The 12,881-nt window shown below is 55.1% G+C and carries 8 protein-coding genes; 5 read left to right on the plus strand and 3 right to left on the minus strand.

Features of this window, described 5'->3' with window-relative positions:
- Positions 1-8: 8 nt before the first annotated feature.
- The 3 genes from ACW9KT_RS12125 to ACW9KT_RS12135 all read right to left on the minus strand — a co-directional run bounded on the left by ACW9KT_RS12125 (position 9) and on the right by ACW9KT_RS12135 (position 3,659).
- Positions 9-2,462 carry a PAS domain S-box protein gene (locus ACW9KT_RS12125; RefSeq protein ID WP_457080703.1) on the minus strand — a complete coding sequence of 818 codons (2,454 nt, stop codon included), beginning with the start codon at positions 2,460-2,462 and terminating at the stop codon, positions 9-11.
- Positions 2,463-2,824: 362 nt separating this feature from the next.
- Positions 2,825-3,106: a hypothetical protein gene (locus ACW9KT_RS12130; protein WP_457080705.1), complete on the minus strand. Its 282-nt coding sequence runs from the start codon at positions 3,104-3,106 to the stop codon at positions 2,825-2,827.
- 169 nt (positions 3,107-3,275) lie between these two features.
- Positions 3,276-3,659, minus strand: coding sequence for a hypothetical protein (locus ACW9KT_RS12135; RefSeq protein ID WP_457080707.1), 384 nt, complete (start codon positions 3,657-3,659; stop codon positions 3,276-3,278).
- A gap of 379 nt (positions 3,660-4,038) precedes the next feature.
- Here ACW9KT_RS12135 and ACW9KT_RS12140 point away from each other — a divergent pair, with 379 nt between their 5' ends.
- The 5 genes from ACW9KT_RS12140 to ACW9KT_RS12160 all read left to right on the plus strand — a co-directional run bounded on the left by ACW9KT_RS12140 (position 4,039) and on the right by ACW9KT_RS12160 (position 12,851).
- Positions 4,039-5,529, plus strand: a complete 1,491-nt coding sequence (locus tag ACW9KT_RS12140) for a serine hydrolase domain-containing protein (RefSeq protein ID WP_457080709.1) — start codon at positions 4,039-4,041, stop codon at positions 5,527-5,529.
- Positions 5,530-5,813: 284 nt separating this feature from the next.
- Complete coding sequence (locus tag ACW9KT_RS12145; RefSeq protein WP_457080711.1) at positions 5,814-7,394, plus strand: sensor histidine kinase; 1,581 nt, start codon at positions 5,814-5,816, stop codon at positions 7,392-7,394.
- A gap of 246 nt (positions 7,395-7,640) precedes the next feature.
- Entirely contained in the window at positions 7,641-8,312 is a 672-nt protein-coding gene (locus ACW9KT_RS12150; RefSeq protein WP_457080712.1) for a LytR/AlgR family response regulator transcription factor, read from the plus strand.
- Between the two features lie 439 nt (positions 8,313-8,751).
- Complete coding sequence (locus tag ACW9KT_RS12155) at positions 8,752-10,311, plus strand: flavin-containing monooxygenase (protein ID WP_457080714.1); 1,560 nt, start codon at positions 8,752-8,754, stop codon at positions 10,309-10,311.
- 665 nt (positions 10,312-10,976) lie between these two features.
- Positions 10,977-12,851, plus strand: coding sequence for an SBBP repeat-containing protein (locus ACW9KT_RS12160; protein ID WP_457080716.1), 1,875 nt, complete (start codon positions 10,977-10,979; stop codon positions 12,849-12,851).
- Positions 12,852-12,881: the final 30 nt, after the last annotated feature.

The following is a 12,881-nucleotide window of genomic DNA, read 5'->3' on the forward strand; positions in this document are numbered from 1 at the left end:
CCCTAGGGCTAACGCCGGAAGTAAACGGAGAACGTGGAGCCTGCGCCCAGCTCACTGGTTACCTGCACTTTGCCACCGGCATTTTCTACGCTACGCTTTACCATGTACAGTCCAATGCCGGTGCCTTCTACGTGGGTGTGCAGGCGCCGAAACATGGTGAACAACTCGGCTTGTTGGCCGGCATCAAGACCCAGGCCGTTATCCTGCACCGACAGCACTACATGCTCTGTTTCCTCGTGGCTCCAAATGCGGACAAGAGGCTTGCGGCCGAGGTGGGTATACTTCAGGGCATTGCTAACCAAATTGTAGATAACGCTGCGTAGATTTTTGGGCGAAAAAGGCACGCTTAGCGCCGGATCAACTTCCACTTCCAAGTGCGCCCCAATTTGCAGGGACAAGGGCATCAAATCAAGCCGAATATCTTCGATTACGGGCGCCAGGAGCACATCGGCGGGCGATTGTTCGTGCTCCTTCTGCAGCTTCACTACGTCGCTCAAGTGGTTGATTGTGCGCTTGAAGCGCACCACCGATTCATGCATCATTTCCAGCATAGATGTCACCTCCTGGTCGCGGCTGGCAGCGGGCAACTGCTGCTCTAGAGCGAGCAAGAGGCCTTCGATATTGGTAATGGGCGATTTTAAGTCGTGCGAGGCCGTGTAGATGAAGTTATCGAGGTCGATGTTGGTGCGCGTGAGCTGGGTGTTGGAGGTTTGCAGCTCCACGTTGAGGGCTTGGGCCTGGTCGCGGGAGGTACGCAGCTTCTTGGTCAGACGCTGCAAGGCCAGCTCGGCAAGCTTCTGCTCATGAACATCGATAACGGTGCCTACCATCCCCTCATAGTCGCCGTTGGCGTTGTAGCGCGGTAGGCCATTATCGCTTACCCAGCGATAATTTCCATCGCGGCGGCGCAGGCGGAAGAGGGAGTGGAAGGTGATGCGGCGAGTATTCGCGTCGATAAAGGTGGTGCCGGCCCGGTGGGAATCGTCGGGGTGGACGGCGCTGGTCCAGCCCAAGCCCAGGCCTTCTGCTTCAGTTTGCCCCGTGTAAGCGTACCAGGGCTGATTGAGATACGTGCAATAGCCGTCAGGATTGGTTACCCAAAGCATAGCCGGCGCGTTGTCGGCCATCAGGCGAAACGACTGCTCGCGCTCCTCCACCACGCGGCGGGCCATTACCTGCGCGGTTACCTCAGTGGCTACGCAGGTGATGGCCGTAATCTGCTTATTGGTGTCGAGCAGCGGCTGGCACACGAAGTCATAGAAATGCTTTTCGCCGGGGCGGTGATGCGTCATGGACACCTCGCGCTCCTGCGCTAGGTAAGGCACACCCGACAAGCGCACTTGGTCGAGCACTTCACGCAGCCCCTGCCCTTCCAGCTCGGGCATAGCCTCAAAATAAGGTCGATTAAGCAATTCAGCCAAGGGACGCCCCCACAGCTCGCTCATCGACAAATTCACCACATCGAGCACATAGTTGGGTCCCCGAAACACGCAGATGGCCACCGGCGCTTGGGCAAATATCTGCTGTAGCTGTTGCTCTTGGGCGTTGCGCTGGCGGCGGGCCAGCACTTGCTCCGTTACATCGTAAGCGTAGTTGACGAAGCCATTTACTCGGCCTTCTTCGTCGAAGCGCGCTTGATAGGTAAGATCGAAGTAGATGTCCTCTACCGGGCCGTCGGCGGTACGGGCCAGGGGCACAAGCACCTCCTTGCCCTCGTAAGGCAGACCCGTTGCGTACACGCCCCGGATAATATCCATGATGGGCTGATCGGCTAGCTCGGGCAGGGCTTGCAACAGGGGCAGCCCCAACAGTTCGCGGCCGTAAAACATTTGCTGGTAGCCCGGATTCACTAGCTCATACACCAAATCGGGGCCGCCCAGAATACAGATGGCGGCCGGGGCCCGCATAAACAGGCTCTCGAGTTGGAGACGTTGGCGTTCCGTAGCCGCCCGGGCCAGCTGCGTTTCCTGGGCTTGGTCAGCCATTTGGGCTTGCAGCTCCCGATTCAGACGCAGCAGGTGCTGCGCGTCGTCAGTGGGGGGCTGGGGGGCAATTTCGGTTGTTAAGCCATCCTCGGCAGGCGTGGTTTCGGCACTTACTACTAGCATTTCACCACTGCGTTGGGCAGCCAGAAGCACGGAGCTGTTGGGGCCGACAGCTGAGCCAGGGAGCACATAGCGTTCTGCCTCACCTGTCGTGAACACCCGCTGGTAGAAGGCGAATACACCGCTGGGCAGTGCCGCCGTCAGATGAGCGTTGTCCTCCAATTTGCCCCCCAGCGCTCCGGTTAGCACCTGCTTTTGCTTGGCAGCCGCATTCTGGTACTCCACCACAAAGTCCACGATGGCGCCATTGTCGGGTCCATACACCGGACGCAGGAGTACTACCGCCGCCAACGACACATCGAGTACCGTGCGAAGCAGATCAGACGAAGAAGGCAATGAGGTGGGTGAGCTGGACATTATAGATACTAAAGCGGGACGGCCTAGCGGATAATTAGCAACTGAAGAAGTAATCAGATTTACTTATGGTAACAGATACTCTTATAGCTACTTATAACGAAATAATTTCTCACTTATCACTGTCGGCGGCTAATAAGGCAGCACATCGGTTAAGCCTAAAACAGCACTAAGCAACTTGTACGGTAGCAAGGTTCAAAAGCCGTTAACTAAATAGACAGCCGCGTAGTCCACTATTCCCGCGCAAGGTAGCAATTGCGAAGCTCAACAGCAGTAACAAAGCTGAGGCACTCCCAAAAACAAAAATGCCCCTGGCCAAGACAATTTCTGTCTCAGCCAGAGGCGTTATCAGCTTTTAGAAGATACTAGGCCGCTTCGTCCTGCATAGAAGCTAACTGTTGCTCAGCGCCTGCGGCGGCAGGACTGGCGGTTGTTTTGGCGGTGCGGCGGCGCTGGGCTCCCCAGTAGCCCAAGCCAAGCGCTGCCACCAGAGCAGCCCCGCTGGCTACCTTTTGGCCATTCGTCAGGGCACTGAAGCCACCCTTCTTACCACCTTTTTTGCCCGACTTACTAGTAGTAAATGAGCCGAGCAGGCTTTTCTGCTTTGCTTTACCAGCTTTCTTATCCTTTTTCTGTTTCTTTTTCATGGCTTTTCATTTTTTGGGAGAAGTAGATATGCTATGGGTGTCGGAGAAGCTATAATCAGGCTGCATGGGCTTAAAGAGGCCAGCTGTACGGCGGCAAGGCTAGTTACTTGCGACTCATTACCGTCTGTAAATCAGTCGAGTATTCGAAGTGTAGCCCATGCAGCTTATCCTAGCTTGCCGTTTTAGATCCTAGGCGCGGGGCTTTGCTGGCTACTTTGCTTTTTGAGGATCTAAGGGGCGTAGAGTCTGTTTTGTCGGCTACTTCTTCATTATCATCTTTGGTCGACTTATCCGAGTTGTTGCCCATGCCCAGCAAGCCAGCCAAAGGCCCTTCACTGGTAGCCAGATGCTGATCAATTGCTTGTTTGTTGGTCAAGTATGTAATGGCGGCCGCGAGTAGTCCTACCCCGCCAAATACCTTCTGAGTCGTGCTGAGCTTGCCGATTTCCTTGGTTACCCGCCGAAACTTCCGAACCGATTCGGCAGCCACGTCCAGCACGTCTTTTTCTAGTTTCTTGATCTTTTTCGAGCCTTTCTTTTTGCCTTTGCCCATAGTAGTACACGCAGGTTGAAAAAAATGACAATCAGGTTCGTAGCTGGCGATTTGTGCGGTCGCGCTTGCCCCTGATTGGGATTACTGCATTCGCAAAGCTGGCTTAGAAGGTTGTCTTTTTCTGTCATTTCTTTTACCTATTCCGGCACTCTACCCAAAGCCGCCTTACCACTCGGCGCAGGCTATTGTTGAGTGTAGCGGGGCCGCTGGGGGGCAAATTCGTCCCTCATTTAGGGAATGGCTATGGACAAGTGGTGCAGTTCGTCACAGCATTTTCCTGTTCGTCACATTTAGTTTCGGGGGCCACAGAGGCCAATTATTCTTGCTCATGATAAGGCCCTGACAGAGGCCAGGTTTTCCAGCATCAACCCTACCTATCATGACAACTTCTAGCACAACCCGGCTGCCCTTTTTCCCCAACCTTCTCCGCCACACCCGCCCGCTGGCCTGCGGCATTCTGTTGGTGCTCGGCCTGCCTGTAACCACGAGCTGCGTGCGCGGTGTCACGCCGTCAGCCAAGCCTGTTTCGGGGGCCACGAAAGCGCAGCCCTCCGCCCAGCCGCTCGACATACCACGCCTGATGACGGTGGCCGACTCAGCCGCGCAGGCTCATATATTGACGGGCCTCACGCCGGGTATGAGCGTGGGGGTGGCGCAGAACGGCCAGCTGGTGTTGGCGCGGTTCTATGGTAAAGCCAATGTGGAGGCGGGTGCAGATGTCAACTCCCGGACTATGTATAAAGTGGGCTCCATCACCAAGCAGTTCACGGCCGCTATTGTGATGCGGTTGGTGGAAGAAGGCAAACTGTCGCTTTCCGACCCCATCACCAAATACCTGCCCGACTACCCCACCCAGGGACACCACGTCACTATTCGTCATTTGCTGAATCACACATCCGGCATCAAGGCTTTTCGGGTGATGCACGAGGAAAACCGCCAGCGCTTCCGCCTCGACCTCACTTACCCCGAAATGGTTGAGATGTTTGCCAAGCAGCCCTTCGAGTTTGAGCCCGGCGAGAAGTACGAGTACAATAACTTCGGCTATTACCTGCTGGGCGAGATTATTGGGCGAGTGACCAACATACCCTACCAGGATTACTTAGAGCGCGAATTTTTGCAGCCCCTGGGCCTGGTCAACATCATGTACTGCGAGGCCAGCCGCGTGATTCCGCAGCGAGCAGCCGGCTATGAGCACGATGGCAAGGAGGTCGTGAATGCCCGCTACTTGAGCATGCGGGTAGGGCCGGCGGCGGGCGGCCTCTGCGCTACTACCGGCGACCTGCTGCTCTGGACCCATCTGCTCCACAGCGGGCGGGTAGTTTCGCTGGCCTCGCTGCAACAGATGACCGCGCCCACCGTGCTGGCCAACGGCGACACCATCGGCTACGGCTACGGGTTGCAGCTCGGGGAGCTTGGCCCGCACCAACAGATATATCACGGCGGTGGGGCCAATGGCTTCGTGTCGTCCTTGGCGCATTACCCCAAAGAAGGCCTGACGGTAGTGGTTATGGCCAACTCCGTGAGTGCAAAGCCCATCGAAGTGGTAAAAGTGCTGGCCCGCACCGCCCTCCATATCAAGGTGCAAGACCTGCCTCTGACGCCTGAGCACATTGCCCGCTACTCCGGAATTTATACCTATAAGTCGGGCGCCAAGACGCGGGAGCTGAAGGTGTACGAGCAGAACGGCAAGCTGCACGCGCAGGTAGTTGGAGGCCGGCCTTTTCGGCTCCGCAGCCAAGGCAGCCACGTGTTTATCCCGTCGGGCAACGATGATAACCAGCTAATCTTTAAGCCGGCGGCTGACCGCGCTGAGGGGCTGATCATTCGAGAAGGCCGATGGGAAGTGACCGAGGCTAAACGGCAAGAATAAATGGGGTTATCTTTTTACCGAGAGCAGCCTTTCAATCCGGCAGCTTGGTCGCTTACGCTACCCAAACCGCTGCTCAGAAAAAAAGCCCCCCAGCGCCGAAAAACAGAATAAATTACTTCCCTTTTGGCGGCGCTACTTCCAGAATGTCTTGAAACTTACATCACAGGCGGTCATGCGCGGAATGCTCGGCCTGACCGCTTTTTCAACAACTAAACAACGACTTTACGCCAGATGCTTCGCTCCTGCCCAGCCTGACGCGAAGCCGGCCTAACGATAAAGCGCATATGACACCTACTTTGCAGGAGGCGCAGCCTCAATCCGCCCCCGCTCCCATGGAGAATCTTACCGAGTACATTGATAAGCCGAATACCCTAGCCAAGCTTGAGTTTGGCGCGGCTACTATCCTGCTTATCTTCTCCATTCTGCTGCTTGATACCAGTGATGCTGACACGGCCCGTGATCTGTTCCACGAGGTGTTGATACCGTTTGGTTACTACACGAATTTCTTTTACCCGCGGGTCATCGTATTTGCTACTGTCTACCTCACATTTCTGCTGATCAATTTTGTGGTGGTGCCGCAGCTGCTGAGGCGGGAAGCAGTAGCCCGAAATATTCTGCTGATAGTGGGGGCTTATGTGGTGGTGGGGTTGATTTTTGGGACCACCGACACCTATGCCGCTTCTTACCTATTCTATGAGTACCCCACGGAGCAGGACACCTACAATGCGCTGTTTCAACAAGGATTCGGGAGGGCTTTTCAGCTGCTGGTTTTTCTGGGAGCGTATTCGTTGGTGAAGTACACGGCCCTTCGCCTTATTCCCCGGCCCCTGACCATCACCCCGGCGCAGCGGCCCATTGCGCGCGAGGTAGCGCTGGCGTTGGGTGTCTGGCTGGTAAGTGTATTGCTGCTCATGGCGGTAGGAGCAGAAGAAATGGTGCTTTATTGTGGGACCCTTATACCACTTACGGCGGCCTTCTATTTCTTCGCCTATTACTACCTCATCCCCAAATTGGTAAACAGGAAGCGGCCGGTGCGGGCGTACATTCTGTGGGTGCTGGGGTGCTTGGCTATAGCGTTTGGGCCGGTGGTGCTCTTAGTAATAAATTTTTGCGATGAAGAAGAGGTAGCCGTTGGTTTTTCCTTTTTCAATACGGGCTTTCAACTCTTTCTGACAGCCCCACTGACCTGGAATCTCTACAAGCGGCGCGTAAAGAGCAAGGAGCAAATTGGCGTGCTGCAAACCGAGCTAGGCCAGTCCACGGCCAACCTGGATTTTCTGCGCTCCCAGATCAATCCGCATTTTCTGTTCAATAGCCTGAACACGCTCTACGGTACGGCTCTGCAGGAAAACAGTGAGCGCACGGCCCAGGGAATTCAGATGCTGGGCGACATGATGCGCTTCATGCTGCACGAAAACCATCAGCGCCACATCCTGCTCACCCGCGAGGTGGAGTACATGCGCAACTACATCGAGCTACAGTCGCTACGCACCAGCACCTCACCCAATATCACCATTGAAACTAGCATTGAGGATGTAGCGGCCGAGCGCTGGATTGCGCCTATGCTGCTGATTCCTTTCGTGGAGAATGCCTTCAAGCACGGCATCAGCCTAAAGCGCAAATCCTGGATTCGGGTGACCTTGTATTACGAGGCCGACAAGCTTTACTTTGATGTATACAATAGTACCCAGCCTAAACAGGAACTGGATCTGGAAAAAGACCACTCGGGCGTAGGCCTGGAAAACGTGCGTCAGCGCCTAGCCCTCCTCTACCCCGGCAAGCACGAGCTAGTAATCAGAGAAACCCCGCAGGAGTTTTTTGTGCACCTTACGCTACAATTAGGCGGCACACCCAGCAGTAGGTAAATAAGTGGTTATGAAAAGGCGTTCATGCCGAGCGTAGCATCTCGCGTGCTCATGTTGTGCTAACCCAGAACGTCATGCAGAGCACAGCGAAGCATCTCGCGTGCTGACACAGGATTACTAATCCCACGACCGCGAGCGAGATGCTTCGCTCTGCTCTGCATGACCGCCTTTTTCGTTACTTTCCACAGACTCTAGCACATACACTAAAACAGCAAGCGTACATCGGGTGCACCCAACCAGCTAACTATGAAGGCAATTGCAATCGACGACGAACCGATGGCGCTGGAGGTGGTGCGCTCCCTGGGGGGCAAAGTGCCGTTTCTGGAGCTCAATGCCTGCTTCACGGATGCCTGCGAGGCCATGGAGTACCTGCAAAAGCAGCCCGTCGACCTGCTGTTTCTGGATATCAAGATGCCCGACATCTCGGGGCTGGAGTTTGTGACCAGCTTGCAGAAAAAGCCCCTGGTCATTTTTACCACGGCCTACTCCGAGCATGCCGTGACGGGCTTTGAGTTGGATGCCGTCGATTACCTGCTTAAGCCCTTTTCGCTAGCCAGGTTTATGAAGGCCTGCAACAAGGCCCACGAGCTGCTCCGCCTCCGCGACCAAACTGCCCAGCCCAAAGACTACGTGTTTGTAAAAACGGGCACCGAGCAGGTGCGCGTCCCCTACGCGGAGATTCTGTACATGGAAGCGGCCGGCAACTACGTCACGTTTGTGCTGGGGGGCAAACGCTTGCTTTCTCGCATGACCATGACCGAGCTCACCGACCTGTTGCCCCCCGACCGGTTTGTGCGCGTGCATCGCTCCTTCGTAGTAGCCAAAGACAAAATCGACAAGCTCGAGCGCCACCAAGTTACCGTACGCGGCCACGCTGTGCCCGTCGGCGCTTCCTATTTGCCCCAGTTGCAGGTATAATTAGCTGATAAATTCTTTATGAGCTGCTAGGATGCAAACAGGGCGATGACAAGCGCCTACTTACTGGCATTAATGCTCTAACGAAGGAGGAAACCATAGCTACATGTAGCTATGGTTTCCTCCTTCGTGTGTAAAAGGAATCAGTGTTTCAGAAAAATATAGTTCTATTATTTCTTGAAATACATCTATACAACTTTTACATTTCACTACTCAAGATTTAAAGGCTAAGCGGTTCTTTCAGATAAGACTGCCGCTATTGATACCCCGTGTATTACCCATGTTTTCTGGGTGGTCTAAGCTGCTGCATTGCCCGGCACTGCTCTAGCTACTATGCTTTAGTTCTCTACTAGCACCCTCTCAGTCAGCGGTAAAAAAGCCCCCCAGCGCCTTCCCTACGGACTGCTAAACTGCTTTTCCTCACCACATTCATAATTCTCTTATGAACACCTCGAAAGTTGCCATTGTTGGGGGCGGGCCCGCTGGCATTGCCGCCGCTAAATCCATGTTGGAAGACGGACTTACGCCGGTTCTCATTGAGCAAAGCAGCCACATTGGGGGGCAGTGGAACCAAGGCGCTGCGCACAGCGGCATCTGGCCCGATATGCACGCCAACTCCCCCCATGTGCTGATGTCGTTTTCGGACTTTGACCATCCGGCCGGTACCCAGATGTTTCCCACTAATCAGGAGGTGCTGGCGTATCTTACGGCTTATGCTCATCACTTTGGCTTGGGGCCTTACCTGCGGCTTAATACCCGCGTAGAGCACATCAGCCGGGGGCCGGAAGGACAATACTGGGTGACGACCCGTACTCAGGGCGGCGAACCGGTGAAGGAGCTGTTTTCGCACGTTATTCTTGCCTCGGGCCGCTACAACTATCCCAACTTTCCAAATACGCCCGGCCTCGATCAGTTCGGGGGGCAAATGTTGCACTCGTTTGCTTACCGGGGTCGGCAGGCCTTTGCCGGGCAGCGCGTACTCGTGGTGGGCAACAGCATCAGCGGGTTGGAAATTGCCAGCGACCTGGCCCTGAACGACGGCCCTCCCGTGCTGTCCTCGTGCCGCAAGCCGCGCTACATCGTTCGTAAGCTGCTGAAGGGCCAGCCCGCTGAGCAGCATGTGTTCAATCGTTTTGCTACGTACCTGAACAAGGTATTGCCGCCACCGCAAGCGGCGGCGGGCCTGAAGCAGTTTATTGTAGAGAGCTTCGGTAACCCGGCCGATTTTGGTGGATTGCCCCCCAGTGATAATCTCCTGGAAGCTGGCGTCTCGATGTGCCAGAATTACCTCGACCAGCTGGCCAGCGGCCGCATCAGGGCCGTGACGGGGGTGCGCACATTCACGCCCACCGGGGCTATCCTTACCTCGGGCGAGGAGGTGACAGTGGATACTGTTCTGCTGGCCACGGGCTACGCCCTGCACCTGCCCTTTCTAAGCGAGGACATCCGTCAGACGGTGCTCGCCGACCAAAAGTGCCTCGATCTGCACCACTTCACCTTCCACCCCGATTTGCCCAATATGGCATTCCTGGGTCTTTTTGGCCAAATCGGCTCTTATTTTCCCACCGTGGAGTTACAGGCGCGTTGGGTTGCGGCTTGCTGGAGCGGCCAGCACGCTTTGCCTACCCAAACTCAAATGCAGCTGGGCCTGGCCGAAGCTGAGCAGTTTAAGCAGCTGCGCGATGAAATTACGTCGCACGAGTCGATGGACTTGTTCTCGCAGGACCTGGGCGTAGCTCCCACCCTCGACCGCTACCCCGATCTGGCTCGCGAGCTGCTGTTTGGCCTGCTGGTACCGTCCCAGTTTCGCCTCGAAGGTCACCGCAGCCGCCCAGATGCCCGCGCCCGCTTTGCGCAGAACAGCCGTTGCTACACCGCTGGCCAGTCCACTGCCCTCGACCAGCAGCAGCTTGCCGGCCTGATGATGTTAGCCCAGGCGCTCCCCCAAAACCAGGCGTTGCAGCACTTAGTGGATCAGCTACAGCCCGAGGTAGCAGTGTAGATATACGCCACGCTCGGGCTTCAGGTGTGACAGGCCTTTTCGAGCGGACTGAGAACTCAGTCAAGCAAAAGAAAAGCAGTTGGGTAATTCCCATCAATACAGTCAACCGCTAAAAGCAAAAGGGCAGGCGCATATGCGCCTGCCCTTTTGCTTTTTCGGACCTGTTAACCTAAGCAGGTAGGCGCATACCGTCACCACCGATGGTGCCGCCGCCTTGTAAGAGCAATGTATACATAATGGGAAGGGTGTGCGACCTACGCGAGTAGGCCAAGGTGAAAAGGGCAGTTGAGGGCGGCTGTTACGAAAAAAGCAAGCCCAACCTACCTATTCACAAAACCGGGCCAAAGTGTGCTCAATCGGGCGCTATTTCATTTCTTGGTATAAATGAAACTAGCTGTGCTCATTACAGAGCATGGTCAGAGCATGCTACTAGGCAGGCTTTTATATGCCAAGCGCGCAGCATTGTATTTATAATTATAAAGTGTTAAATTATACTTATTACCAGCTAACCGAATCCTGTGCTCCCTTCCGGCGCGGCTAGCCGCGCCGGCCTTCTTCGGAAAATCCCGAGGACTCTCCTGGTAAGCCATTCATGGCTTCTTCTGTGCACTCATTCGTGTTTATAAGCAGCATAATGGCTGCAGTATTCTTTCCGCACTTTTGCTATGTGCTACTCTTTTACTCACTGCCTATTGCTAGTAGGAAGCCTGATGTGCGCGTCTGCTAGCCACGCTCAACCAAACCGTCTGGCTCCTGCTCCTCTCCCACTCAGCTCGTCCCAGGAGCGAATATTACCCCCCAGCGCACCAGCCTCACCCTCCCAGCTTCCTGACCAATCGGCATTAAGCAGCTATGCTGCCCAGGCCCAAGCCGGAGCTGCTTCTGCCAGCCGACAACTACCGTGTGATGCCGGAAGTGTGGAAGCCTGGGTAGCGCGCTATGACGGTCCAAGCCATAAGACGGATGAGGGCAGGGATATCGCCGTAGACCTTGCGGGGAATGTGTACATAACGGGCTACACTGTCAGCAGTAGTGATTTGAACATGGGGGGCATTTACAATGACTTTCTTACCATCAAGCTTGATGGCCGCACTGGCCAGTTCCTGTGGGTAGCCCGCTATGATGGGCCCGCCAATAACAATGATGTAGCTCGCGCCATCGCCGTGGACCTGGTGGGTAATGTGTATGTAGCGGGAGTATCGTCCGATGGGAATGATGAAGATTTAGTTACTATTCGCTACGATCAGTATACGGGCCAGCAGAGGTGGATAGCCCGCTACGATGGAGCCGGCAACGGTGAAGAAACTGCTACTGATATAGCCGTAGACATCGTGGGCAATGTTTACGTAACCGGTACCACCACTAACCTGAGCGGCAACTCAGATTATCTTACCCTTAAATATGAACCGCGCAGAGGGCGCCAAGTGTGGGCAGCAGTGTACAATGGTCCCGCTAATGCGCAAGATCTCACAGGGGCCTTGGCCGTCGACCTAGCAGGTAACGCCTACGTCACGGGAGCTTCCTTTAGTAATACTGAAGCTGACTTTGCCACCATAAAATACGATGGACGAACGGGTCAGCCTCGATGGGTGGCGCGCTACGACGGACCTGCCAATGGCTATGATTCGGGCATCGATATAGCGCTGGACTTAGCTGGAAACGCCTACGTAACTGGCTTCTCTCCTTACACGAGCCAAGATATGGCTACGCTCAAGTACGATGGCCGCACTGGCCAGCAACTCTGGTTAGCGCGCTATGATGGGGCCGCCAACGACTCCGATGGAGCCAGTGGAATTGCCGTTGATCTAGTGGGAAACGCTTACGTCACCGGGTATTCGTCAAATGGGACGACCGATGAAATTGTTACTTTAAAATATGATGGGCGAACGGGACAGGAACGTTGGCTTACACGCTACCCTTCACCCGAAAGGACCTCCCCTAATGATATAGTGGTGGACTTTTATGGCAACGTCTACGTGACAGGCTCCACTGTGGACAGCCGGAGTATTAACTTTGATTACCTCACCCTACAATATGACCAGCAGTCGGGGCAGCTAGAGTGGCAAGCGCGCTATAATGGGCCAGCCAGTCGTGGTTTAGAAGTAGCCCTGGCCGTGACAGTGGATATTTATGGCAATACTTATGTGACAGGCTTCTCGCCGGGCCCTGGTACAGACTCAGATATGGCTACCATTAAATACCTCCGTCAGACGGGTCCCTGTTTGGCCACGGCTTCCTCAAACGTCAGCAGCTTGGTAGGGCAAAGCTACGCTTCTCCACGGCTACCGGTGAAAGCCTTTCCTAACCCGGCCCGCGACCAAACCACGCTGCAGTTCCAACGTACCTCAGCGGCTCCGGCTCAGCTACTGATCTATGATGCCAGAGGCTCGCTGGTACAAACCCACAATGTTGGTTTCAACGCTTCTGAGAGTGTAGAGGCGGTCCAGCTGTCCACCACCGATCTACCTAGCGGAGTCTATCTCTGCCGCCTCATTCAGGGCAAGACTACCGAGACAATACGCATCGTCGTGCAGAAATAGCCTATAGGATTACATGCAGCAATGCAGAGA

It is taken from the genome of Hymenobacter sp. HD11105, from assembly GCF_054051685.1.

Excerpts from the sequence above, each read along its gene's own strand:
- ACW9KT_RS12125 (WP_457080703.1), bottom strand. The coding sequence starts at position 2,462 with ATGTCCAGCTCACCCACCTCATTGCCTTCTTCGTCTGATCTGCTTCGC.
- ACW9KT_RS12130 (WP_457080705.1), bottom strand. The coding sequence starts at position 3,106 with ATGAAAAAGAAACAGAAAAAGGATAAGAAAGCTGGTAAAGCAAAGCAG.
- ACW9KT_RS12135 (WP_457080707.1), bottom strand. The coding sequence starts at position 3,659 with ATGGGCAAAGGCAAAAAGAAAGGCTCGAAAAAGATCAAGAAACTAGAA.
- ACW9KT_RS12140 (WP_457080709.1), top strand. The coding sequence starts at position 4,039 with ATGACAACTTCTAGCACAACCCGGCTGCCCTTTTTCCCCAACCTTCTC.
- ACW9KT_RS12145 (WP_457080711.1), top strand. The coding sequence starts at position 5,814 with ATGACACCTACTTTGCAGGAGGCGCAGCCTCAATCCGCCCCCGCTCCC.
- ACW9KT_RS12150 (WP_457080712.1), top strand. The coding sequence starts at position 7,641 with ATGAAGGCAATTGCAATCGACGACGAACCGATGGCGCTGGAGGTGGTG.
- ACW9KT_RS12155 (WP_457080714.1), top strand. The coding sequence starts at position 8,752 with ATGAACACCTCGAAAGTTGCCATTGTTGGGGGCGGGCCCGCTGGCATT.
- ACW9KT_RS12160 (WP_457080716.1), top strand. The coding sequence starts at position 10,977 with ATGTGCTACTCTTTTACTCACTGCCTATTGCTAGTAGGAAGCCTGATG.